This is a genomic window from Synechococcus sp. CS-1332 (genome assembly GCF_025127995.1).
Lineage (GTDB): Bacteria > Cyanobacteriota > Cyanobacteriia > PCC-6307 > Cyanobiaceae > Cyanobium.
In genome coordinates, this window is the sequence record NZ_JAHLYP010000047.1 from 1 (window position 1) to 24529 (window position 24529).

The 24529-nt window shown below is 68.9% G+C and carries 20 protein-coding genes; 12 read left to right on the forward strand and 8 right to left on the reverse strand.

From position 1 onward, the window contains the following. The 5 genes from KQ305_RS11225 to KQ305_RS15370 form a co-directional block, all read right to left on the reverse strand. The coding region (locus tag KQ305_RS11225; RefSeq protein WP_259725494.1) for a tetratricopeptide repeat protein at window positions 1-3042 on the reverse strand (3042 nt) is incomplete at its 3' end. Between the two features lie 64 nt (window positions 3043-3106). Further along, the gene (locus tag KQ305_RS11230) at window positions 3107-3469 is read right to left on the reverse strand and encodes a dihydroneopterin aldolase (RefSeq protein WP_259725495.1); all 363 of its coding nucleotides are present in this window, start codon (window positions 3467-3469) and stop codon (window positions 3107-3109) included. Further along, the gene (locus tag KQ305_RS11235) at window positions 3466-4797 is read right to left on the reverse strand and encodes a glutamate-5-semialdehyde dehydrogenase (RefSeq protein WP_259725496.1); all 1332 of its coding nucleotides are present in this window, start codon (window positions 4795-4797) and stop codon (window positions 3466-3468) included. Before KQ305_RS11235 ends, KQ305_RS11230 begins: the two co-directional genes overlap by 4 nt. Next, a complete protein-coding gene (locus KQ305_RS11240) occupies window positions 4794-5720 on the reverse strand; it encodes an ROK family protein (RefSeq protein WP_259725497.1) in 927 nt (308 codons plus the stop codon). Before KQ305_RS11240 ends, KQ305_RS11235 begins: the two co-directional genes overlap by 4 nt. Window positions 5721-5754: 34 nt before the next feature. After that, window positions 5755-10086, reverse strand: coding sequence for a translocation/assembly module TamB domain-containing protein (locus tag KQ305_RS15370; RefSeq protein WP_311134349.1), 4332 nt, complete (start codon window positions 10084-10086; stop codon window positions 5755-5757). A 67-nt stretch (window positions 10087-10153) separates the two neighbouring features. On the opposite strand from KQ305_RS15370, the gene KQ305_RS11255 reads away from it, so the two are divergent. The 9 genes from KQ305_RS11255 (at window position 10154) to KQ305_RS11295 (ending at window position 18782) form a co-directional block, all read left to right on the forward strand. Further along, window positions 10154-10621 carry a Ycf51 family protein gene (locus KQ305_RS11255; RefSeq protein WP_259725498.1) on the forward strand — a complete coding sequence of 156 codons (468 nt, stop codon included), beginning with the start codon at window positions 10154-10156 and terminating at the stop codon, window positions 10619-10621. Window positions 10622-10627: 6 nt separating this feature from the next. Next, window positions 10628-11029 carry a DUF4332 domain-containing protein gene (locus tag KQ305_RS11260; protein ID WP_259725499.1) on the forward strand — a complete coding sequence of 134 codons (402 nt, stop codon included), beginning with the start codon at window positions 10628-10630 and terminating at the stop codon, window positions 11027-11029. A 122-nt stretch (window positions 11030-11151) separates the two neighbouring features. Further along, on the forward strand, window positions 11152-11430 hold the full coding sequence (locus tag KQ305_RS11265; RefSeq protein WP_259725500.1) for a hypothetical protein: 279 nt from the start codon (window positions 11152-11154) through the stop codon (window positions 11428-11430). A gap of 5 nt (window positions 11431-11435) precedes the next feature. Next, window positions 11436-13049: a CocE/NonD family hydrolase gene (locus KQ305_RS11270; protein WP_259725501.1), complete on the forward strand. Its 1614-nt coding sequence runs from the start codon at window positions 11436-11438 to the stop codon at window positions 13047-13049. Between the two features lie 22 nt (window positions 13050-13071). After that, window positions 13072-13842: a DUF3887 domain-containing protein gene (locus KQ305_RS11275; protein WP_259725502.1), complete on the forward strand. Its 771-nt coding sequence runs from the start codon at window positions 13072-13074 to the stop codon at window positions 13840-13842. A gap of 51 nt (window positions 13843-13893) precedes the next feature. Beyond that, window positions 13894-16188 (forward strand): 1,4-alpha-glucan branching protein GlgB, encoded by a 2295-nt coding sequence (glgB, locus tag KQ305_RS11280; protein WP_259725503.1) that lies wholly within the window; start codon window positions 13894-13896, stop codon window positions 16186-16188. An 88-nt stretch (window positions 16189-16276) separates the two neighbouring features. Next, a complete protein-coding gene (gene hemE, locus KQ305_RS11285; RefSeq protein ID WP_259725504.1) occupies window positions 16277-17335 on the forward strand; it encodes a uroporphyrinogen decarboxylase in 1059 nt (352 codons plus the stop codon). Beyond that, window positions 17332-18342 carry an NAD(P)-dependent oxidoreductase gene (locus KQ305_RS11290; RefSeq protein ID WP_259725505.1) on the forward strand — a complete coding sequence of 337 codons (1011 nt, stop codon included), beginning with the start codon at window positions 17332-17334 and terminating at the stop codon, window positions 18340-18342. The genes hemE and KQ305_RS11290 overlap by 4 nt, the downstream gene beginning before the upstream one ends. Window positions 18343-18440: 98 nt before the next feature. Beyond that, the gene (locus tag KQ305_RS11295; RefSeq protein WP_259725506.1) at window positions 18441-18782 is read left to right on the forward strand and encodes a c-type cytochrome; all 342 of its coding nucleotides are present in this window, start codon (window positions 18441-18443) and stop codon (window positions 18780-18782) included. Between the two features lie 98 nt (window positions 18783-18880). Here the strand turns inward: KQ305_RS11295 and KQ305_RS11300 are convergent, their stop codons facing one another. Further along, window positions 18881-19099 carry a hypothetical protein gene (locus KQ305_RS11300; RefSeq protein WP_259725507.1) on the reverse strand — a complete coding sequence of 73 codons (219 nt, stop codon included), beginning with the start codon at window positions 19097-19099 and terminating at the stop codon, window positions 18881-18883. A 53-nt stretch (window positions 19100-19152) separates the two neighbouring features. Between KQ305_RS11300 and KQ305_RS11305 the strand changes: the two genes are divergently transcribed. The 3 genes from KQ305_RS11305 (at window position 19153) to KQ305_RS11315 (ending at window position 22837) form a co-directional block, all read left to right on the forward strand. Continuing rightward, window positions 19153-19491 carry a hypothetical protein gene (locus KQ305_RS11305; RefSeq protein ID WP_259725508.1) on the forward strand — a complete coding sequence of 113 codons (339 nt, stop codon included), beginning with the start codon at window positions 19153-19155 and terminating at the stop codon, window positions 19489-19491. A 112-nt stretch (window positions 19492-19603) separates the two neighbouring features. Further along, the gene (gene clpB, locus KQ305_RS11310; protein ID WP_259725509.1) at window positions 19604-22237 is read left to right on the forward strand and encodes an ATP-dependent chaperone ClpB; all 2634 of its coding nucleotides are present in this window, start codon (window positions 19604-19606) and stop codon (window positions 22235-22237) included. Between the two features lie 108 nt (window positions 22238-22345). After that, on the forward strand, window positions 22346-22837 hold the full coding sequence (locus KQ305_RS11315) for a hypothetical protein (protein WP_259725510.1): 492 nt from the start codon (window positions 22346-22348) through the stop codon (window positions 22835-22837). Window positions 22838-22993: 156 nt separating this feature from the next. On the opposite strand, the gene KQ305_RS11320 is transcribed toward KQ305_RS11315, so the two are convergent. Both KQ305_RS11320 and KQ305_RS11325 read right to left on the reverse strand, forming a co-directional pair. Beyond that, complete coding sequence (locus tag KQ305_RS11320; protein WP_259725511.1) at window positions 22994-23971, reverse strand: SLBB domain-containing protein; 978 nt, start codon at window positions 23969-23971, stop codon at window positions 22994-22996. Between the two features lie 230 nt (window positions 23972-24201). Continuing rightward, complete coding sequence (locus KQ305_RS11325; protein ID WP_259725512.1) at window positions 24202-24426, reverse strand: hypothetical protein; 225 nt, start codon at window positions 24424-24426, stop codon at window positions 24202-24204. Window positions 24427-24529 lie beyond the last annotated feature (103 nt).

Here is a 24529-nt window from a genome sequence, read left to right on the forward strand (position 1 = left end):
CCCCGCCACCGTGAATGCCCGCTGCAGCCCATAAACACCTTCCCCGCTGCGCACATCACCCAGGCCCGTCTCGCACGCCGACAGCACCACCAGTTCGGTTCCCTCCAGATCCATTCCCGTCGCCTCCGCTGCCGTCAGATACCCGTCATCGGCTGGGTTCCGCTCTGGAGCATTCGCTCCGCTCAGCACCAGCCCGCTACGCAGCAGCGGGTCCTCCGCCACACCCAGACCCGGCACGGACGATCCGTCTTTTCGCTCCACAGGCTCCGGGGCGGGAAAGAAGAAGCCATGGGTCGCGATGTGGAAGATCAACGGTCCCTTCTGCTGCAGCGCCCGCGCCGCCGTGGCCTGCTCCGCCACGATCGGTGCTCCCGCTCCCAGCAGGCCCGCCACCTGCGTCGCCTCCGCCTTCGTCGCCGGCAGCGGATCCCAACGCAGCCCTCCCCGCAACGCGCTCGAGCGCTGCTGCCCACTTGCCTTTCCTCCTTTCGATGCTGCGGCCGCTCCATAGGCCGGGTTGGCCATCACCACCGGCGCACCACCCGCCTTCGGGGGCTGCTGCAACCGCACCAGATCACGCCCCGTCGTCACCACCCGCAGCCGTACCGCCTCACTCAGCAGCCGCTGCCGATCCTTCCCGGAGGGGAGCACCGCAAACGGAATCCGGTGCAGCTCCCCATCCGGCGACAGGAACAGGTCCGTCACGCCTGTCAGTTGCGGTTGCATCGGATCCAGCAACAGCCGGCTCACCTCCGCCCACAGCGGCCTCGGGTCCACCTCGTTCTTCGCCGTCGCCCCATGGGCCTTGGCCACCGCCGCATCGATTCCCGCCGCCTCGCCCAGCGGCACCGAGGCGCTGCGGCCATCGGCGTGCAGCACCAGCGCCACGTACCGCGGCTTCCCCCACGACCCCTTCCCACCTCCAGCCACCTGCCAGGGCCGGTACCGCTGGAACTCCACCAGCGCACCCTGCCGCGGCAGCGCCGCCGCCACCTGCGCCGTGCTCACCGCCTCGATCCGCAGGCTCGGCAGCGCACGGTACAGATCACCCTCCAGTTGCAGACGCTGCTGCTGCAGCTCCGGCCGCCGCTCCGCCGGCAGGCTCACCGACGCCAGCTGCCGATCGATCCCAGCGATCCGCTCCGCCAGTTCACGCGTCTGCGGCCCACTCCCCGCCAGCCGCTGTTGCCGCTGCTCGATCTCCGCCAGCAGCCCCTGGCGGTTCAGCCGCGTCTGCAGCGCCAGCTCCCTGGCACCGGGGTCCTGATCCAGCAGTGCAAAAATCGTCGCCGGCGCATCGCTCTGCTCCGCCAGCAGACCCGCCCGCAGCTCCCGCGGCTGCAGCGGCAGCTCCCTCACCAGCCAGTTCGCCTGAGTTCGCGACACCCGGCTCAGAAGGGCACGGGCTGAGGGGTAGTCCTTCTGCTGCAGGTGTAGCAACGCCAGGTTGTTGAGAGTAACAATTGTGCTTGGATGCTCAGGACCATAGGCCTTCTCACTAATCGCCAGTGCGCGTTGATAGAGAGACTCGGACTCGTCATTGCGGCCCTGATTCGCATACAGCAATGCCAGGTTGTTGAGGCTGGCTCCCGTGGCAAAGTTTTCAGGGCCCAACGACTTCTCACGAATGTCCAGCGCCACTTTGAAGAGACGCTCTGCCTGTGCATAGTTACCCCACTTGAAAAAAATCAATGCCAAACTATTGAGGCTAATTGCCGTGTCGGGGTGCGCTCGTCCTAAACTTTTTCGATTAATCTCCAGGATTCTTGAAAAGAGAGGAAAGGACTCACTGTATCGGGCCTGTCTTTGGTAAAGAGATGCCAGGTTATTGAGACTAAGGGCCGTGTCTGGATGCTCCATTCCGAACGTCTTCTCGGAATTCGCCAGCACGCGTTTGTAGATAAGCTCGGCTTCCCCGTAGCGACCTTGGTCGACAAAGACATTCGCGAGGCCGATAAGGATAGAAACCGTGATGGGCTGCTCAGGGCCTTCGACCCCTGCAAACTGAGCCTCATTGATAGCCAGTGCACGAACGAAGAGGCGCTCAGCCTCTCCATGACGGCCATACTGGTAATAGAGCTGAGCGAGGTTGAAGAGGCTGGTCGGAGAATAGAGATTCTTGGGATCATGTTCTTTATTGATGATTGAGTTCACTCGCCTTTGAAGCTGCTCAGCTTCCGAATAGCGGGCCTGGCTCCTGAAGTTTGCGGCTAGGCTGGCGAGCGTGAATGCTGTTTCAGGGTGATCCGGACCTAATGTTTTTTCTTGATTCGCGAGTCTGCGCTTGTATAGAGGCTCAGCTTCGGCATACCGAGCCAGTCTGCCGTAAACACTCGCAAGAGAGCTCACAGTGTTGAGCGCATTAAAGTTCTCGAGTCCCAATGCTTTATCTTGGACTTCAAGCACGCGTTTGTATACCTTTTCAGCTTCCTCGTAGCGACCTTGAACCTGCAATAGGCCTGCAAGCCTGGCGAGCAAGAAGACTGTTTCTGGATGCTCAGCACCCAGCGTCTTCTCATTGATCGCTAGCATTCTTTTAAACAGAGATGCAGCTTCTGCATAACGACCCAGACGATCGTAAACAAGCGCCAGATTATTGAGACTAACGACAGTAGCCTCATGTTCAGGTCCCAGCGTCTTCTCCCGAATCGCCAGCGCCCGCTGGTATAGAGGAAGCGCCTTACTATAGGTTCCCTGAAGCTGGTAACTGACTGCCAGTAGAACAAGGCTCGTGAACGTCTCAGGGTGCTCAGGACCTAGATTCTTATCCCTCCACGCCAAGATTTTCCAACGGAAATCAAGTGCACGTCTACTGTCACCCCGCGCCTCCAACTCTTCCGCTTGCTTCACCCAGTTCTCAACGTCGGTAGATTTCGGCTTGGCCCGCTCTACTTGCGCGATGGTCATGGTGTAACCGAAGTGAGCATGGGAGGGATTGGTGATGTCATTTTCAGCACGAGCCGCCGGAGCACCAAAAACCACAGACAACGCCAAAAGGAACAGCTCCAAAGGCCCACGCCAATGCCCCACGGAGCGGCCCATGCTGCGCAGTTCTCAGGATAGCTAAATCAAGCTAATCGCAATCCTGGTGAAGGCACCTTGCCCCTCAGCCCCAGCGCCGCCGCCGACTCACGGTCACGTTGCCGTCGAAGCCGGGTACCGGCACGCGGCACTTGCTGAGTTCCACCGCCAGGGGGATGGGGCCGTAGCAAGCTTCCAGGGCATCGAGGATCCGCTCGCTGTAGTGCTCCAGGGTGAGGCAGCGGATCGTGCGGGCCTGTTCCTGCAGCGCCACGATGCCGCGGCCGTAGTCAAACCCCTGGCTCAGATCGTCGCTGCGGGCCGTGGCGGCCAGATCCGCCCCTAGGGAGAAGGCCAGCTCAAACCACTGGCCGTGCAGCCGCTCCTGCTCGTACACCCCCACGTGGGCCCACACCCGCAGGCCGCGCACATGGATCGCCTCGGTCACAGGGGCAGGGAGCGGTGGCTGAAGCTCCGCGTCCCGTCGGCGTAGTCGGCGGCGATGTGGCCCTCGCCCCGCAGCCGGTAGCGGTAGGTGACCAGCCCCTCGAGCCCCACCGGCCCCCGCGGCGGCAGGGTCTGGGTGCTGATGCCCACCTCAGCGCCGAATCCGTAGCGGTTGCCGTCGGCGAAGCGGGTGGAGCAGTTCAGAAACACCCCGGCGCTGTCCACCGCCCGCAGGAAGCGATCGGCCGCCGCCGGATCGGTGGTGGCGATCGCGTCGGTGTGGCGGGAGCCGTGGCGGCGCACATGCTCCAGGGCCGCCTCCAGATCGTCCACCACCTTCACATTGAGGATCAGATCCGAATACTCCGTGTCCCAGGCGCCGGGCCCGGCCACCTGCTCCACCCCCAGGGCGCAGGCGGCGGCATCGCCCCGCAGCTCCACACCTGCCGCCGCGAAGGCCGGCAGCGCCGCGGCCAGGAAGGCGGGCGCGATGGCCTGGTGCACCAGCAGGGTCTCGATGGCGTTGCAGGCCGCCGGGTACTGGGTTTTGCTGTCGAGGGCGATGCGCAGCGCCAGGGCGGGATCGGCGGCCCGATCCACGTACAGATGGCAGATGCCGTCGGCGTGGCCGAGCACGGGAATGCGGGTGTTGTCCTGGATGAACCGCACCAGGGCGTTGGAGCCCCGGGGAATGATCAGATCCACCAGGCCATCGAGCCGCAGCAGCCCCAGGCTCTCCTGGCGGCTGGTGAGCAGCTCCAATGCGCCTGGGGCCACGGTGCTGGAGGCCAGGCCCCGTTGCAGCGCCGCCACGATCGCCTGGCAGCTGCGGCTGGCTTCCCGGCCGCCCTTGAGCAGGGCGCCGTTGCCGGAGCGGATCGCCAGCGAGGCGATCTGCATCACCGCATCGGGCCGGGCCTCGAAGATCACCCCCAGCACCCCCAGGGGCACACTCAGCCGCTCCAGCACCAGCCCCTGATCCAGCTCCGTGTGCAGCTGGCGCCGGCCCACGGGATCCTCCAGGGCGGCCACCTGGCGCACGCCGGCAATGGCGCCCGCCAGCTTGGGGCCATCCAGCTTGAGGCGGGCCACCAGGGCCGGCGCCAGCCCCTCGGCGTCCGCGGCGGCCAGGTCGGCCCGGTTGGCCTCCAGGATCTCGGCGCTGGCCGCGTCGAGGGCGTCGGCCATCGCCTCCACCGCAAGACGGCGTTCGGCGTCGCCGCACTGGCCCAGGGCCATGGCGGCCCGGCGCACCGCCGCGGCCCGCTGCAGCAGCTGGGGGTCGGGCTCCGGCACGACGCTGGCGGGCGGGGTGATGGTCTGGCTCATGGTTCCCATCCTCCCAAGCGATCCAGCGCCAGCCGCACCGCCCCCAGCCGGCCGGCGCCGTTGCCCAGCTCGCAGCGGCGGATCTCCAGACCCTCCCGGCTCACTTCCAGCACCCGCTGCTCCACCTCCCGCCACACCGCCGGCAGGAAGTGCTGGCTGGCGCCGCTGAGGCCACCGCCGATCAGCACCAGCTCCGGGGTGAGCACGTAGAGCAGCGAGCTGAGCCCCACCCCGAGCAAGCGTCCGTAGGCGTCCCACACCGCCAGGGCTTCGGTGTCGCCGGCATCGGCACGGCGGCAGAGCTCGAGCGGATCGAGCGGGCTGAGGCGGGCCAGGCCGCCGATGCTGCAGAACTGCTCCAGGGAGCCCCGGTTGCCGCTGCGGCATTCGGGGCCATCGGGGTCCACACCGATCAGGCCCGGTTCGGCCGCCGCGCCGCCGTGGCCGGTGAACAGCTGGCCGCCGAGCAGCACCGCCCCGCCCACGCCGGTGCCGAGGGTGAGCAGCAACACGTTGTCCACGCCCCGGGCCGCCCCCCGCCAGGCCTCCCCGAGCAGGGCACAGTTGGCGTCATTGCCCAGGATCACCCGCCGCCCCAGCTCGGCTTCGAGCCAGGCGGCCAGGGGCACATCCCGCCATCCCGGCAGGTTGATGGAGATCCGCGCCACCCGTCCCGCCGCATCGCAGGGCCCCGGCAGGCCGATGCCCACCCGCCCGGCCAGGCGATCAGGGTCGATGGCCACGACGGCCTCGGCCAGGGTTACCGACACCGCCCCCGGCATCGCCGGCTGGGGGGTGGGCACCTCGGCCTCGGCCAGCACGCTGCCCTGTTGATCGCAGCGGGCCAGCTTGATGGCCGTGCCCCCCAGATCGATGCCGAGCAGCTGGGCCTCACCGGGAGGTCGTGCGGGGGACGACGCCATTGGCGCACCTTAAGCAGCGGGGCGGGCGCCGGCTTCAGAAGCGCAGGAACACCTGCAGCAGCGACTGCCAGGCCCCTTCGGTGTCGACGGAGGTCTGCAGGTTGAAGGTGTCGGAGGCCTTGTAGGTGAGCGTCACCTGGGGGGGCACATCGGAGCGGTTCGGGGCCGCCAGCACCGACATGCTGAAGCGGTTGGTGATGTCGACGCCGATCTCGGCGCCCAGCACCAGCTGGGGCGGCACCCGCCGCCGGGTGGTGCCTTCCTGCTGGGCGTCGATCGACTGGTTCACGTAGGTGGGGTAGAGGGCCAGGCTCACCCGCTGGCCCAAGGCGTCGCTGAGGGACGACAGCAACGGCGACAGCAGGGTCTGGCCCACCACCGTGGCCAGGGCCGCGCCCGCCCCGCCGCCGCTCAGACCGGCCAGGGAGTTGCCGCCGATCAGGGCCACCAGCCGCTCCTGCGGCAGGGGCGGACTGCTGCGCAGCTTGAGGTTCTCGGCGATGCGGTCGGCCGGCCCGCTCACCGACACCACGACCAGGATCAGGTTGAGCTGGTTGAGGGCCGACAGACCGGCCTGGTTGGGGGCGTTCTGCACCGACGGGCCCACCTCCCCCACCCCGGCCGGGGAGAGCACGCTGAGGCTGTCGGAGATGCGGGTGCGCAGGGCGATGTCGAGGTAGGGCACCAGCCCCATGGAGGGGGTGAAGATCGCCACGTTGGGGGCATCGGGATCGAGGCTGAAGCTGGTGGTGAACAGGCTCAGCCGTCCCCCCAGCAGCCGCACCACACCGGAGGCCCGCAGGGAGGGATCGAGGCGGCCGTTGATGCGCAGGCGGCCGGCGGTGGTGAAGTTGGCGATGTTGGGGATCACCACCCGCAGATCCGGCCCCAGCCGCAGGGTCAGGTCCTCGAAGGCCAGGTAGGGGAAGCGGGGCACCGAGGCGCGCAGGGCTTCGGCGGTGGTGGACTCCACATCGGGACCCAGCAACACCAGGGGCTGCTGGAAGTTCCACTTCGCCTCCAGCAGCTCGGGCATGGTGCGTGGCTGCACCGGCTGGCCGGACACCGGTGCACTGGCCGCCAGCTGGCCCGGCTGGACGTTGATCGTGCCGCGGCTGATCGCCACGTCGCCGCCGAGAACGGGGGCCACCAGGCTGCCGCTCAGGTGCAGCTGCCCATCCCCCACCGCCACCAGGCGCGGCACCGAGAAGGGCACCTGCGCCAGCTTCATCACCAGGGTCTTGTCCTGGGGCAGGGGCCGGAACAAGCCCAGACGGCCCTCGCCGCCGACCACCCCCTTCGGCCCCACCCGGGCGCGGAACTCCTGCACCACCAGCTGCTCGAAGTCGAACAGGATCGTGGCCTCCACCTCCCGCACGTCCTGGCCGATGAAGCGGCAGCGGAGCTCCCGCAGCCGCAGGAAGCCGTTGGCGATCGGATCGTCGAGGCTGCCGCGCACCAGCAGCTGCAGGTCAGCGCCGCCCTCCTGCCACTCGAAGGCCTGCCCCCCCAGCCGGGTGAGGAAGCGCAGGCCATCGCCCCGGGTGGCCAGGCGCAGTTCCAGCCCCTGCTGGGACGCCACCAGCGGGATCGTGCCCGACAGGTCGACGCTGCGGGACGCCCCCTCGGCCCGCAGGGCCAGATCCAGCCCGATGCCTTCGGCCTTCAGCTCCACCCGCCCCCGCTCCAGCGCCAGGGCCTGCTCGCCAAGGCGGCCATCGACCAGCGCCAGGTCGACGCTGAGCTCGGGGCGGGCGCCGCCCAGCCGGTAACGGCCCTGGGCGGCCAGGCTGCCGCGCAGGTTCTCCGGCAGCGGGGTGAGCAGGGCCAGCAGGGAGAGGGGCAGGTCGGCGAGGCTGAAGCTGCCGCTGCCGCTGCTGAGCGGTCCCTCCAGGCGCACCTCGAACGGCTTGCCGGCCAGGGACTGGGCCCGGTCGCCCTGGTTGTACCAGAGGTGGCCGGTGGCCTTGAGCTTGGCCCTGGTGCGGGCGAAGTCCGGGCCGCTGAGCAGCAGATCGGCATCGATCCGGGCCTGCAGGCGCTCGAGCCGTTCCGCCCGGCTGGCGCGGCTGGCCGCCTGCACCCTGGCGGCGACCCGTTGCTCGGCCTGGGCCAGGGCCAGCAGCTGGTCGGTGACCGTGCCGGCCATGGTGTCGATCACCAGGCTGCCCAGGTCGCTGGCCTGTCCGCGCTTCGGAGCCGGCGCCCCGCGCCAGATCGGCCAGGCGTCGTTGAGCTGCCGGAACAGCAGGGTGGAGAGCTGGCGAGCCTCGAAGCGGGCCCGGAACGGACCGTTCCAGCGACCGGAGACCGTGGCGGCGATGCTGCCCTCGCCGAGGGGCTCGATCTGCCCCTTCACCCGGTACTGGCGGTCGTCGTAGGCCACATCGGCCTGGATGCGCCGTCCCCCCACCCCGAGGAACTGGGGCGAGAGCAGCTCCACCCGGCCGTCGAAACTGAGTGGCTGCAGCCCCAGCCGGCCACGGCCGCTGAGGTCCCCCTCCAGGGGGCGCAGGCGGCGGTTGGGTCCGGTGGCCACCGACAGGCCCCGCAGCGGGAAGGCACGCGCCACCCAGCGGTAGCTCGCCGGCCGGCCGTCGAGGGTCAGCAGGCCGCCGTCCCGTTCGATGGCGGCCCGCACCGGTTGCCAGCGACGGTCGAGCAGGGCCGTGATCCGTCCCTGCGGCGTCGGCGCCACCGCCCTCAGATCCAGGGAACGGTCCTTGAGGCTGCCGCTCCAGGTTTCCCGCAACAGCAGGGGACCCGCCCCGGGCTGCTGCAGGCGCAGCTGCAGGTCGGGACGCAGGTCCGCCAGGGGCCCGGCGATGCTGCCCGCCCCATCCAGCTGGCCCTGGAGGGTGGTGCCGAGCAGGGGATTGAGGCGCGCCAGGGGGTAGTCCCGGACATCGACACGGGCCAGCAGCGGACCGGCCACCAGGCCCTTGCCCGCCTGGAACGACAGGGGCAGCTGGCCGGTGGCCTTGAGGCGGTCAGCCTCAAAGCGCTCCAGCCGCAGCAAGCGATCACGCCACACCAGCGCCGCCTGCCAGGGCCCCAGGAGCCGCTGGGAGGCCTGGCCCGTCTCCAGCCGCAGGCGTGGTGCCGCCAGGCGGCCATCGGCCCGCAGGCGGCCGGCGAGGGGCTGCCGCAACCACTCCGGCAGCTTGACGGCGGGAACGTCGTCGGGATCCAGGCGCCAGCGGGCGTCCAGGGCCAGCGAACGGCCGACGCTGCCGCTGGCCCTGAGCGTGGAGGCACCCAGCCGGCCATCCAGCCGGGCGATGCGCAGCAGTCCGGCCTCCCAGCGTCCCTTGAGGTCGGCGTTCAGGGGTTGGCGCCCCAGCGGGTGGCGCGGCGGCGGCTGGACGACGAGCTGGAGATCCAGGCGGCGATCCGCTTCGGCCCTGGCCGTCAGCCGGCCGCCCCAGGTGCCATAGCGCCAGGGGCTGGCGGGCAGGATCAGGGCCCGCTCCCGGCAGCTCAGGGGCAGCCGCTCCGCCGTCAGCGGCACCGAGCCGGTTTGCAGTTGCCAGCGCAGGGCCCGCAGCTCCAGGCCGCCGTCGCAGCGGGCCAGACCCTGGTTGATGGTCAGCCCGAGACGGCCATTGGCCTCGCCGGCGAGGATCCCCCCGGCGCGGTCACCGGAGGGAACCAACGACCGCAGCGGAGCCAGGGGAAAACGGCGGGCCGTCAGCCGGCCCTGCCACTGCTGCTTCTGCCACTGGCCGTCGCCGTCCACCAGCAGCGAGCCGCCGCCGTTGCCGGCCGGGGGCGCCAACCGCAGGCCCAGGTCGATCTCGCGGCGGTGCAGGCGCAGCCCCACCTGACCCGAGAGGGCCAGATCGAGGGGCCGGGCCGTGGCTCCGGCACCCCAGATCCGCAAGGCGCCCGGCTGGAGCAGGCCCAGGCGCAGGTCGATCCGGGGCGGCTCACGGCCGGGGGGAACCGACCCCAGCACCCAGAACTGTCCCTTGGCGTTGCGACGCAGGTCGGCCCGGGCCCCTTTGAGGCCCAGATCCAGCACTGGCCCGCGCAGCCACAGGCTGGCCAGCGGATCGAGTCGCACCCGCACACCCTCCACCACCACGGTGGAGCCGTCCTGGGGGCCGGCCAGAAATCGGCTGGGGCCAACCCAGAAACCATCGGCGCTCAGGCCCCGGTAGGGGCCCAGGGTCATCGGACGGCCCATGGCCGTGCCGATCTGGCGCTCCAGGGTGGGCCGGAAACGGCCGTAGAGGCCAGCGACGATGCGGTCGAACCAGAAGACCCCGAGACCCAGGCCCGCCCCCACCACCCCAACGGCAAACAGTCCCTTCCACGCGCGCCGGCGGACGAAAAGGGGCTGTTTGTCAGGCTTCCAACGCATCCACCGGGGTCGGTCGCCGTCCATGGCGGCCGCAATATAAGGGGCTTGTCACGCCTTCCCCAGCCCCATGGCCGCTGATCCGATCCTGTTCGTGGCCGGCACCTGGCTCGGTGCCGCCAGCGGCGTCCTGGCGGTGCTGACCATCGCCGGGTTCCTCTCCCGCTGGGGGATTCGCTTCCGTCTGGTGGGGATCACCAGCTTCACGGCGCTGCTCTCGCTCTCCTGCCTCGCTTTCGCCATCAGCTACAACCCGCGGGTGAGCGTGCCGGGGGCGGTCCAGGTGCCCGTCGTGTTCGACAACGGCACCGATCTGGTCATTGCCGCCGCATCGGCCGATCTGGAGATCGCAGCGGCGGCCCCCACGGTGGAGCAGGTGGCCCGCAACCTGCGCGGGGGCGGCCGTGGCAGCAGTGCCGGCCAGGTCCGGGTGCGGCTGCGGCGGGTCGAGGCCGTGGAGCCAGGACTGGCACGGCCCGTCGTGCTGGCGGAAACCACCCGCGAGGAGGCGACCAGCAGCCTCGACGACGCGGTCTGACCCTTGGTGGCTCACCCCTTCCAGCCAGCGGCCCACATGCGGCGGGAGCAGCAGCGCCTGCGCCGGGATGGCATCGCGAGCTGGGAGGCCGTGGCCGGGCTTGATGACGGGCAGCTGCGGCAGCTGGCGGCCTCCGGGGAAGCCAGCGAGGCCAAGCTGATCCGCCTGCGGGGTCAGGCCCGCCTGGTGAGCGCGGTGGGGCTGGCCCCGGAGGAAGCGGCCCTGTTGCTGCATGGGGGCATCGCCAGTCCCGCCGGACTGGCCGGCGCCGATCCCCAGCAGTTGCTGCTGCAGCTGGGCCGGCTGCAGCGCCGGCTCACCGGGGCCGCCGTGCCGGCGGTGGATCTGCCCCTGGTGCTGAGCTGGATCCGCCGGGCCAGGCAGGCCTCCAGTCGCTCCCCGAACTGACCCTCGGGCCCGCGCCACCCAGGCGGGGGTGACTGGAATGGAGAAATCGGACGGAGGCAGTGATGCCCCGAACACCCCGCCTTTCTCCCCCTAAAGCCACGAACCACCCCCTTCGCCACGCCGTGCAACGCAGCCTCACCGCCCTGCTCTGCGCCACCTGCCTCAGCGCCGTGGCGGCCCCCGTGGTGCGCGCCCAGTCCGCCCTGCTGGAGTCGGTGAAGCAGAACCCGGCCCTGGCCCAGAGCCTCTGCCAGCAGTTCCGCCAGCTGAACGCCCAGGGCGTCTCGGCCACCTCCAAGGCGTCGATTTCCGGGCTGGCCAGCAGCCGGGGCCTGAGCCCCATGGATGCGGAAGTGCTGGCCACCTACGTGATCGGCCTGCACTGCTCCACGGTGTTCTGATCCCTGTGGTCCAGGCCCGGGACGCCACCCTGCTGCTGGCGGATGGGGCACGGCTGGTGAGCCGTGTGTGGCACCCCAACGGTGACGGTCCCTGGCCCGTCCTGGTGATGCGCCAGCCCTACGGGCGGGCGATCGCGTCCACCGTGACCTACGCCCATCCCAGCTGGTATGCCGGCCACGGGTTCCTGGTGGTGGTGCAGGACGTACGCGGCCGTGGTGCGTCCGATGGCTGCTTCGCTGGCTTCGCCCAGGAAGCGGCCGATGGGGCCGCCACGATCCGCTGGGCCAGGGCGCTGGAGGGCAGCAACGGTCGGGTGGGTACCTATGGCTTCTCCTACCAGGGCCTGAGCCAGCTGCTCAACAGCGGTGACGACGGCGACGCAGCCCTGCCGGACTGCCTGAGCCCGGCCATGTGCGGCCTCGACGAGCGCCTGCACTGGGCCAGCGAGGGGGGCGCCCACTGGTGGGCCCTGGGGCTGGGCTGGGCCCTGCAACTGGCAGCGGAGGGTTGCCGGCGCCGCGGCGACGAGGCCGGCTGGCGAGAGATCCGCCGCAGCCTCCAGCAGGGTCAGTTCACGGACGAGGGGCTGGCCTTGCTGGAGCGCCACGACCCCGCCGGCATGGGCCTGCGCTGGCTGCGGCAGGATCCCAGCCGCCCGGAGGACTGGACGGTCCACACCGCGGCGCCGGCCCTGCTGCGGCGTCCGATGCTGCTGATCGGTGGCTGGCACGACCCGCACCTGAACGGCGTTCTGGATCTCTGGGCCCGGGCCCACGCCGCCGGTGGCCGCCCCGGGCTGGTGATCGGTGCCTGGAGCCACCTCGACTGGAACGGTGGACTCGACAGCGAGCTGCTGGCCTTCTTCCGGCGCCATCTGCAGGATCCGGTTGCTCCCCCCAGCCCGCCTGCAGCCTCCGAGGCCCCCATCCGCCTGCAGTGCTGCGCCACCGGGGCCTGGCACAGCCTGAACCAGCCGCAGGCGACGGCCATCAGCTGGTCGCTGCAGTCGGATGGCCTGGCGGCGATCCGCTGCGATGAAGGGGAACTGCGGCCGGCGGGGGCCCCAGCCGGAGGGGCGCCGGGGAGCGGCGTCGTGGTGCTGGTGCACGACCCCTGGCGGCCGGTGCCCGGCCGGGGCGGCCATCTCGGCCTGGTGCCCGGACCGGTGGAGCGCGCTGACCTCGACCGGCGCGCCGATGTGGCCTGCTTCAGCACCGCCCCGTTGGAGCACGACCTCTGGCTGCTGGGGACCTTCCGCCTGCAGCTGCGGGTGAGCGCCGACCAGCCCAGCTTCGATCTCTGCGCCGCCCTTTCCGAAGTGAGTCCGGATGGCCGATCCGTGCGCCAGCTGGGCACCGGCGTGGCCCGCTTCGGCCCCGGGGCCATCGCCGGCGACGGGTTCCGCAGCCTGGCCCTGCAACCCCTGGCGACCCTGGTGGCGGCTGGGCAGCGGCTGCGGCTGTCGGTGGCGGCGGCGGCCTGGCCCCTGATTGCCGTCAATCCCGGTGACGGCAGCCTGCCGGCGGGGGGTAGCAGTACCGGGCACCGGGCGATCAGCCTGACGCTGGAGCTCGAAGGCAGCCGGCTGGGCCTGGAACCCCTGGTTCGGGCAAACTGAGCCGACTCGAACCCCGTCGCCCATGCCGCGCCCCCAACCGCGCCGAGCCCTGATCGGCCTGACGCTGCTCGTGAGCAGCCTGGCGGTGCTGGCGCCGCGTGGGGCCTGGGCCCAGGCCATGCCGATTCCCACCAGCACCGGCCAGCCCAGCGCCGCCCTGAGCGAAGCCAAGGCCCGCACGGCCGCCGAGAGGATCCTGACCACGATCCGCAATGGGGATGCCCAGGCGCGCTTCAACCAGTTCTCGCCGGCCCTGCAGCGGGTCAGCAGCCCCAGCATGGTGGCCGCCACCATGCAGACCCAGCCCAAGCTCTTGCGCTGGGAGATCCGCAGCATCCAGCCCGGCTACGACTCGAGCACGGTGGAGGCCACCCTGTTCACCGCCGCCGGCCAGCGCGATCTGCTGATGGTGATCGATGCCGACGGCCGGATCGACGGGTACCACTTCAACGTCACCGACCAACCCGCCGAAAAGGTGGTGCGGGACTTCATCAGCGCCCTCTCGGCGGGTCACTTCATCTCCGCCAGCAGCTTCCTGTCGCCGGTGATGCAGGAGCAGATTTCCCAGGCCCAACTGCAGCAGAAATGGCTCAACCTGCAGCGCATCACCGGTAATTTCGTGCGGGTGAAGCGCGTCGGCCGGGTGGAGAGCACCCCGGACATGCGGCTAGTGATTGTGAACACCGAGTTCAACCGCCTCACCGACAATCTGTTCGTCACGCTGGATTCCCAGAACCAGATCATCGGCGTGGATTTCCCAACGGATCCGGCGCCTCCCTCACCACCGCGCTGAGCAGGCGCTTCCACCGACGTAAGCTCCCGGCGCATGCCCGCCCCATCTTCCATGGCCCTGTCCAGCCTCGAATGGATGGTCGATGATGCCCAACGGCTGGCGGACTGTCGCCACGACCATCCCTTCTCCGTGCTCGGACCGCAGCCCCTGGACGACGGTGGCTGGGTGGTGCGGGCCTGGATGCCGGACGCCCATGCGGTGGAGCTGCTGCTCGGGGGCGAGCGGCTGGCCATGGCCAACCCCCACCACCGGTGGATCTTCGAAACGCGCCTCGAGACCGACCCCGGCTGTGGCTATCGCCTGCACGTGCAACGGGGCGGCATTGAGCACGAGCAGCACGACCCCTGGGCCTTCCGCCACGAGTGGATGGGGGACCTGGACCGTCACCTGTTCGCCGAGGGCAACCACCACCACGTCTGGCGGCGCATGGGGGCCCATGTCGTCGAACGGGACGGCGTCGCCGGGGTGCAGTTCTGCCTGTGGGCGCCCAATGCCCGCAGCGTGGCCCTGCTGGGCCATTTCAACGGCTGGGATGGCCGCCATCACCCGATGCAGCAGCGACTCGGGGGCGCCTGGGAACTGTTCATCCCCGGGCTGGGCGTCGGCGAAACCTACAAGTACGAGGTAAGGGCCCAGAACGGCCACTGCTACCAGAAGGCCGACCCCTACGGCTTCCGCCATGAGATCCGGCCGAACACCGGCTCGATCGTGGCCCAGCTGGGCACCTACGACTGGAACGACAGCCAGTGGGTCGCCGAGCGGGAAGGCCGTGATCCGCTGCCCCAGCCGATCGCGGTGTACGAGATGCACCTGGGCAGCTGGATGCATGCCGCCGCCGACCAGCCCTTCATCGAAGCCGACGGCAGCGCCCGGCCGCCCGTGCCCGCCGCCGACATGAAGCCGGGGGCCCGGCTGATGACCTACCCGGAACTGGCCGACAAGGTGATCCCCTACGTGAAGGAGCGCGGGTTCACCCACATCGAACTGATGCCGATCTCCGAGCATCCCTTCGATGGCTCCTGGGGGTATCAGGTGACGGGCTGGTACGCCCCCACCAGCCGCTTCGGCAGCCCGGACGAGTTCCGCGCCTTCGTCGACCGCTGCCATGCCGAGGGGATCGGTGTGATCCTCGACTGGGTGCCCGGCCACTTCCCCAAGGACAGCCACGGCCTGGCCTTCTTCGATGGCGCCCACCTCTACGAGCATGCCGATCCGCGCATCGGCGAGCACAAGGAGTGGGGCACGCTGATCTTCAACTACAGCCGCAACGAGGTGCGCAACTTCCTCGTCGCCAACCTCATCTACTGGTTCGAGGAGTTCCACATCGATGGCATCCGGGTGGATGCGGTGGCGTCGATGCTCTACCGCGACTACCTGCGCCCCGATGGGGAATGGCTGCCCAACGAACAGGGCGGGAGAGAGAATCTCGAAGCGGTGCGCTTCCTGCAGCAGGCCAACCATGTGCTGTTCCAGCACTTCCCCGGCGCCCTGTCGATCGCCGAGGAATCCACCACCTGGCCGATGGTGACGCAGCCCACCGGCATGGGCGGCCTGGGGTTCAACCTCAAGTGGAACATGGGCTGGATGCACGACATGCTCGATTACTTCGAGCTGGATCCATGGTTCCGCCAGTTCCACCAGAACCACGTCACCTTCTCGATCTGGTACGCCTTCACCGAGAACTTCATGCTGGCCCTGAGCCACGATGAAGTGGTGCACGGCAAGAGCAACCTGCTCCACAAGATGCCGGGGGACGATTGGCAGAAGTTCGCCAATGTGCGCGCGCTGCTGGCTTACATGTGGACCCACCCCGGCAAGAAGACGATCTTCATGGGCATGGAGTTCGGCCAGCGGGCCGAATGGAACGTCTGGGGCGATCTGCAGTGGGAACTGCTGAATTTCGAAGCCCACAAGGGTCTGCTCAACCTGGTCGACGACCTCAACGTCTTCTACAAGTCGGAGCCAGCGCTGTGGGGCGATGACTTCGATCAGTACGGCTTCCAGTGGATCGACTGCAACGACAACCGCCACTCCGTGATCAGCTTCATGCGCCGCGACAGCGGCAGCGGGCGCTGGGTGGTGGTGGTGGCCAACTTCACGCCCCAGAGCCATTCCCATTACCGCGTGGGTGTGCCGCTGGAGGGCTTCTACGCCGAGGTGTTCAACACCGACAGCAGCCGCTACGGCGGCAGCAACCTCGGCAACCTGGGCGGCCGCTTCACCGATGCCTGGGCCATCCACGACTACCAGAACTCGCTCGAGCTCTGCCTGCCCCCCCTGAGCGTGGTGGTGTTCAGCCTCGACGAGTCCCGCAGCCTGCAGCGGCCGGCCATCAGCGAGGGCTGAGGCGGGACCATGCCACGACTGGTGACAGGAGCAGCTTGAGCTCGGGGGTGCTCGTTTAGGTTTCGCGGTTGACCTTCCGACCGGCGCAATGACTGAATCCGCCCCCCTGCTGCTGCGCGCCGCCCGAGGTGAGCAGGTGGAGCGGCCACCGGTCTGGATGATGCGCCAGGCGGGCCGCTACATGAAGGTCTACCGCGACCTGCGCGACCGCCACCCCGGCTTCCGGGAGCGCTCGGAGAACCCCGATCTCTCCTACGAGATCTCGATGCAGCCCTTCCACGCCTTCCGTCCCGACGGCGTGATCCTGTTCTCCGACATCCTCACGCCCCTGCCGGGCATGGGCATCGACTTCGACATCATCGAGAGCAAGGGGCCGATCATCGAGCCCGCCATCCGCAGCCAGGCCCAGGTGGATGCCCTGCGCCCCCTGGATCCGGCCGAAGCCCTGCCCTTCGTGGGTGAGGTGCTGAAGCGGCTGCGGGCCGACGTGGGCAACGCGGCGGCGGTGCTCGGCTTCGTGGGCGCCCCCTGGACCCTGGCGGCCTACGCCGTGGAGGGCAAGAGCTCCAAGACGTACTCGGTGATCAAGGCGATGGCCTTCCAGGAGCCCGCCCTGCTGCACCAGCTGCTGGGCCACCTGGCCGATCAGATCGCCACCTACGTGCGTTACCAGATCGACAGCGGCGCCCAGGTGGTGCAGCTGTTCGATTCCTGGGCCGGTCAGCTGAGCCCGACCGACTACGACGTCTTCGCCGCCCCCTACCAGAAGCGGGTGATCGACCAGGTGAAGGCCACCCACCCCGACACGCCCCTGATCCTCTACATCTCCGGCAGCGCCGGCGTGCTGGAGCGCATGGCCACCACGGGCGTCGATTTCATTTCGCTCGACTGGACCGTGGACATGGCCGATGGCTGCGCCCGCCTGCCCCAGCACCTGGGCGTGCAGGGCAATGTGGACCCCGGCCTGCTGTTCGGCACCCCCGAGGCGATCCGGGCGCGGATCCTCGACACGGTGCGCAAGGCCCGCGGCCGCCGTCACATCCTCAACCTGGGCCACGGCATCCTGCCCGGTACCCCGGAAGACAACGCCCGCGTCTTCTTCGAGACCGGCAAGGCTGTCAATGAGCTGCTGGGGGCCGCTGTTTGAGCGCCGCCACTTCCGGGCCCCAGCGGATCCTGATCACCGGCGCCAGCGGTTGCGTCGGCCAGTACATCGCCGACAACCTGCTGGCCAACAGCGACGCCCACCTGCTGCTGCTGCTGCGGGATCCGTCCAAGCTCAGCGCCGTTCCCGCCGACCACCCGCGCATCACCCTGCTGGTGGGTGATCTGCGCGAGCTGGGCCCCCACGCCGCGGCGATCGCCAGCGCCGACCGGATCATCCACACGGCCACCGCCTGGGGCGATCCCGAGCGGGCCCAGGCGGTGAACGTGGTGGCCGTGAAGGAACTGCTGCGGCTCACCGATCCGGATCGGCTGCAGCAGGTGATCTACTTCTCCACCGCCAGCATCCTCGACCGCCAGCTGCAGCTGCTGCCGGAGGCGATGGCCTACGGCACCGAGTACATCCAGACCAAGGCCACCTGCCTGCAGGACCTGGAGCGCCATCCCCTGGCCGAACGGATCGTGGCGGTGTTCCCGACGCTGGTGTTCGGTGGCTCAGTGGGGACGGGCGATCCCCACCCCACCAGCTACCTCACCGCCGGGCTGAAGGAGGCCTTCGGGTGGCTGTGGCTGGCCCGCTGGCTGCGCACCGATGCCAGCTTCCACTTCATCCATGCCGCCGACATCGCCACGGTCTGCGCCCACCTGGCCACCACCCCCCATGGCCCCAACCCGGAGCCGGGCCAGGGGCCGGTGCGACGGCTGGTGCTGGGCCAGGCGCCGATCACGGTCAACGGCGCCGTCGCGTCCCTGTGCCGCTGGCGGCGGGTGTGGGTGCCGCCGGTGGGAATCGATCTGCGCGGCTGGCTGATCGAGGGGCTGATCAAGCTGCTGCGCATCGAGGTGAACGCCTGGGACCGCTTCTCGATCCAGCAGCGCCACTTCGTGCACCAGCCCGTGAGCCCGCCCGAGCGCTTCGGGCTGGTGAGCTTCGCCCCCGACCTCAACGCGGTGCTGGAAACGGCGGGCGTGCCGCACCGGGGCCGGTGAATTGTTGCGAATGTGCCGGAGGGCCCCAACGCCAGGCGGCTGTTGCCTAATTTGATCCGGTTGCAAGTGCTATCAGGCACCTTCCTTTGCACCCTCCCATGCGTCGTCTTCTTTCCCTGTTCGCTCTCTGCCTGGCGCTGGTGCTGGGTGCCGCTCCGAGCTTCGCCGCCGATGCGGCCCATGGCGGCCAGATCTTCTCCGCCAACTGCGCCGCCTGCCACATGGGTGGCGGCAACGTGGTGAACGCCGAGCGCACCCTCAAGTCCGAGGCCCTGACCGCCTACCTGGCCAACTACGACGCCGGCCACGAGGCCGCCATCGCCTACCAGGTCACCAACGGCAAGAACGCCATGCCCGCCTTCGGCGGCAAGCTCAGCGAAGGCGACATCGCCGACGTGGCGGCCTACATCGAGGACATGGCTTCCAAGGGCTGGGCCTGATCCACGCCCGGCTGGTCCACGCCGACTGGCTCCTCACGCTTCAAAGCCCCGGCCCTGCCGGGGCTTTTTTTGTGGCCATCCCCATTGCCGGCCAGACCTCAGGGCTCAGCCCGGCACGCGGCCAGCACCGCCAGGTAGAGCTCCTCGGGAACGTCGCGGATGTCGTACTCGGAGGGCAGCATGCCGTGGACATGGCGGTGCACGACCCGCCAGCAGTCGCGCTCCGGCTCAAAGGCGCCACCGAGGGCCTGGGATTCGGCGGCCAGGGCGGCCACGAGGGCTTGGTCGGCGGCCTGGTCGTCGGCGGCAGAGGGCATCGGTGACAGGCGGGCTGGAGAGGCGAGAATGGGGCTCAAGCCGCGAGCCCATCATGGCGATCCGCCCTTCTGCCGAGCTGCTGGCGGGCCTGCTGGCCGGCGTGATTCCCCTGGCCGTGCCCCTGGAGGCACTGCCGGCCCTCGCCCAGGCCGTATCGCCCAACCAACCGCTGGCGATCGAGGCCAGCCCGGGGTTGTCGCCGCCGGCCTGCCGGTTGGTGGTGCCCAGGAGCGAGGTGCTGCTGCAGCCCCTGCGGATCCAGCCGGCCCAGGTGGCCCAGAAGAACAGTTTTGGCTGCCTGTCGGCGGCAGATGCCTTCTATGGCCCCGACGGTTGCCCCAGCAAACTCTGCGGCCAGAAGCACGGCTACCAGGTGCCCCTGAGCCCCTGATCGCAGCCGGCTGGGCGGTAGGCCACCCTCCCCCCGTTCGGTCCTCCCACTCCGCCGAAGGCGCAGGCATTCATACGTTGGCTTCAACGAACGCCCTGCAGACATTCCAGCCATGCATCCCACCGCCGAACTGTTCACCGAGAAGGCCTGGGGGGCCGTGGTGGCCTCGCAGCAGCTGGCCCAGCAGAAGCGCCAGCAGCAGATGGACAGCGAGCACCTGTTCGCCGCCCTGCTGGCCCAGCAGGACCTGGCCAGCCGGATCCTGGAGAAGGCCGGCGTGGATCTGGGTGTTCTCAGCCAGAAGCTGGAGGCCTTCATCGCCGCCCAGCCCAGCCTGGCCGCCGCCCCCGACAACGTTTATCTGGGCAAGGGGCTCAATGCGGTGCTGGATCGGGCCGATGCGCTCAAGAAGGAGTTCGAGGACAGCTACATCGCCGTGGAGCACCTGGTGCTGGCCCTGGCCGGCGATGAGCGCTGCGGCCGCCAGCTGCTCTCGCAGGCGGGCGCCGATGGGGCCAGGATCAAGGAGGCCGTCCAGGCCGTGCGAGGCAGCCAACGCGTGACCGACCAGAACCCGGAGGGCACCTATGAGTCGCTCGAGAAATACGGACGCGACCTCACCGCCGCCGCCCGCGACGGCAAGCTCGACCCGGTGATCGGCCGCGACGAGGAAATCCGCCGCACCATCCAGATCCTCAGCCGCCGCACCAAGAACAACCCGGTGCTGATCGGTGAGCCCGGCGTCGGCAAGACGGCCATCGTGGAGGGACTGGCCCAGCGGATCGTCAATGGCGATGTGCCCACGGCCCTGCAGAACCGCCAGCTGATCGCCCTCGACATGGGCGCCCTGATCGCCGGCGCCAAGTACCGCGGCGAGTTCGAGGAGCGGCTCAAGGCCGTGCTCAAGGAGGTCACCTCCAGCGAAGGGCAGATCGTGCTGTTCATCGACGAGATCCACACGGTGGTGGGGGCCGGCGCCGCCGGCGGTGCCATGGACGCCAGCAACCTGCTCAAGCCGATGCTGGCCCGCGGTGAGCTGCGCTGCATCGGTGCCACCACCCTCGATGAGCATCGCCAGCACATCGAGAAGGATCCGGCCTTGGAGCGCCGTTTCCAGCAGGTGTTCGTCGACCAGCCGACGGTGGAGGACACGATCTCGATCCTGCGCGGCCTGAAGGAGCGCTACGAGGTGCACCATGGCGTGCGCATCGCCGACAACGCCCTGGTGGCGGCGGCCGTGCTCAGCAGCCGCTACATCGCCGATCGCTTCCTGCCCGACAAGGCCATCGACCTGATGGACGAATCGGCGGCCCGCCTGAAGATGGAGATCACCTCCAAGCCGGAGGAGATCGACGAGCTCGACCGGCGCATCCTGCAGCTGGAGATGGAGAAGCTCTCCCTGGGGCGGGAATCGGATCCGGCCAGCCGCGACCGGCTGGAGCGGCTGGAGAAGGACCTGGCCGACCTGGGCGAGCAGCAGAGCAGCCTCAATGCCCAGTGGCAGAAGGAGAAGGGCTCAATCGACGAACTCTCCGCCCTCAAGGAGGAGATCGAGCAGGTGCAACTGCAGGTGGAGCAGGCCAAACGCCAGTACGACCTCAACAAGGCCGCCGAACTGGAGTACGGCACCCTGGCGGGGCTGAACAAGAAACTGGCCGCCCGCACCGAGGAGCTCAGCGCCCATGCCGGTGAGAAGAACCTGCTGCGCGAGGAGGTCACCGAGGACGACATCGCCGAGGTGATCGCCAAGTGGACCGGCATCCCCGTGTCCAAGCTGGTCCAGAGCGAGATGGAGAAACTGCTGCATCTCGAGGACGAGCTGCACACGCGCGTCATCGGCCAGGACCAGGCCGTGACGGCGGTGGCCGATGCCATCCAGCGCTCGCGGGCCGGCCTGTCGGACCCCAACCGCCCGATCGCCAGCTTCCTGTTCCTTGGCCCCACGGGGGTGGGCAAGACCGAGCTCTCCAAGGCCCTGGCGTCCCAGCTGTTCGATTCCGAGGAGTCGATGGTGCGCATCGACATGAGCGAGTACATGGAGAAGCACGCCGTGAGCCGGCTGATCGGAGCGCCTCCTGGGTATGTGGGCTACGAGGAGGGCGGCCAGCTCACCGAAGCGGTGCGGCGCCGCCCCTACGCGGTGATCCTGTTCGACGAGGTGGAGAAGGCCCACCCCGATGTGTTCAACGTCCTGCTGCAGGTGCTGGACGACGGCCGCGTCACCGACGGCCAGGGCCGCACCGTGGATTTCACCAACACGGTGCTGATTCTCACCAGCAACATCGGCAGCGCTTCGATCCTCGATCTGGCCGGCGACCCGGCCCGCTACGGCGAGATGGAGAAGCGGGTCAATGAGGCGCTGCGGGGCCACTTCCGCCCCGAATTCCTCAACCGACTGGATGAATCAATCATCTTCCGCAGCCTGCGGGAGGACGAACTGCGCCAGATCGTGGCCCTGCAGGTGCAGCGGCTGACGCGGCGGCTGGAGGAGCGCAAGCTGGGTCTCGACATCGACGAGGCCGCGCTGGACTGGCTGGCCGCCGTGGGTTACGACCCGGTGTACGGCGCCCGGCCCCTGAAGCGGGCGATCCAGCGGGAACTGGAGACGCCGATCGCCAAGGCGATCCTGGCGGGCACCTTCCCCGCCGGCAGCACGATCGCGGTGGATGTGGAACTGGAGCGGCTGCGGCTCCGCCAGGCCGAACCGGCCGAGATCCAGGCGGTGACGCCGGCGCTGGTGGGATGAGCGCTCGCTGATGTGCGCGGGGCAACCTGCGCAGTGCACTATGTATCTCTGACTACAGGCAGCAGGCAGTGTTCAAAAGATGCTGGGCTGCTTCCCCTCCCAGCCTTGATGGTCAGATCGGGATCGAACGACGTTGGTATCGATACCGCCAACGACATCGTCAATGGTGACAATAACAGCGACATCACCCCCTCTCGCCGCAGCCGGCGGCCGAAACGGCGCGAACTGCGCTGCCCGGTGCACCCGGAGAGCGGCATGGTGGGCACGGGGCGGAAGTATTTCCTGCACCTGGTGACCACCGAGGAACTGAAGCAGCGGGGCCTGAGCCACAAGCGGGCGCAGCTGGTGATCCAGGCCTATCCGGTGCTGGTGCTCAGCAACGAGTGGCTGGAGCAGCTGTGGTGCCCCGATTGCGGGCAGAGCCACTGGTGCCACGTCACCCGCCACGAGCGCCACGAACACACGGTGCGGTGGGCGTCGCGGGAACTGTGGCAGCAGGTGGCCCACGTGGATCCGATGGTGGCCAACCCGAGCGTGAGTGAATTCAGCCGCCGGGTGGCCGGGCGGGCCGATTCCAGCCGCCGCTACTGGGACAACTGATCCAGCAAGCTGAGCTGGCCGGCCAGGGGCATGGTGCCGGGGTGCACCTGCATGACTTAGTCGAGTGCCTGGAGGCGGCCGAGCCGGCGGCGATGCCTCAGAGGCGGAAGCGGGACGAAGCTTTGGGAACTGGTGGAATCGACGCGGCTCAGGGCCTCAGTTGTTGTTGTTGTCGGCGAGCCGCAGCAGGGTGAGGACGCTGGCGATACCGGTGAGCGGGCGGCCGATGGCATCGACGGCATCGGTTAGCCGGGCGTAGTTGCTGCGAAAGACCACCACCACGTCGCCATCGCGCAGAGGTGGGTTGAGCTGGGGGGACGGGGGGGCCCCGAGGTTGAGGGGCACGGCCATGCGGGTGAGGGTGCCGTTGCGGTTGATGCGGATGAGTTCCACCCGGTCGGTCTTGGCCCGCTGCACAACGCCACCACCGGCGGCCAGCACCGCCTGCACGAGGGGGGTGTTGGGCTTCACCTGCACCGCTCCGGGCCGCACCACCTCACCCACCACGTTCACGGTGATTTCCGGTGGGGCGATGATCGTGGAGGAGAGTTCGCCGAGCTCGATCACCGGCTCGGTGGCGCGGGGAATCATGACGATGTCGCCATCGAAGAGGATCGGGTTCTGCACCTGATCTCCTTGCTGGATGAGCGTGAGCAGATCCACCTTGGCCCGGCGGTAGCGCACCTGGTCGCCAGGAAGGCGGCGGCGCAGCACCACCTCACGGAGGTTGGCATCGCCAGTGACGCCACCGGCCTTCTGGATGGCGTTGACGAGGGTGGGCAGGCCGGTGATCGTCACATCCGAACTGGCCTTGGAGACCTCCGAGGTGCTGAGGCTGTAGACGCCGGGCCGTTGCACCTCACCCACCAGGGACACCTGGATGGGCCTGGGGCGCACCAGCTGCAGGTCGAGGTCGGAGCGCAGCAGTTGCTTGCGGTAGAGCGACTGGAGCCAGAACGAGGCCTGGGCCAGGGTGAGGCCGCTGAGGCGCACGATGCCGATATACGGAACGGTGGCGGTGCCGTCGCTGATGATCTGGATCGGGCCGGAACGGTCCAGGCGGGTGCTGAGGTTGAGGAAGCGCAGTTCAAGCCCATCACCGGGACCGAGGATGTAAGCGTCCTCCTGGGGCACCGCGGGAGGAGCCTGGCTCGATTTCCGCTCAGAGAGGGGGTTTCCGGACGATGGGGACACGCCAGGCGACTGGGCGCGAGCGGCGGGCAACAGCACGGGAACCAAGCCATGAACTCCCAACACCGTGGCAACAACACAACAGCGGAGACGTGCGAATAGGAGCTTGCGCATGTCTCTTCGGCCAGGGACCAGAAAGGAGTGGCGCAAACGTTACCGGATTCGAAAGGGAATCACCTGCCGCCAACGCCACGCCCAGGAGGGGCGAAGCGGATCGTGGGGGTCATCACCGAACTGCTCACCGACGTGACGCCGCTGTTGCGACCGGCGTTGCCACGGGAGGGGTTGGGGCCGTTGCCGCTGTTGCCTCCCTGGAAGGGTCCATTACCATTGCCATTACCCACGCTCTGGGCTTGGGCGGTGATGGGCCCGAGGGGTGCGAGGGCTGCCGCTACCACGGAAGCTCCGCAAGCAAGAGAAAGACCCAACGCCACTGGAAACGCAGTGAAATTGCGGAAGTTCACAACGGCGAACGCAATCGTTAAACGGTTGCTAGCACAA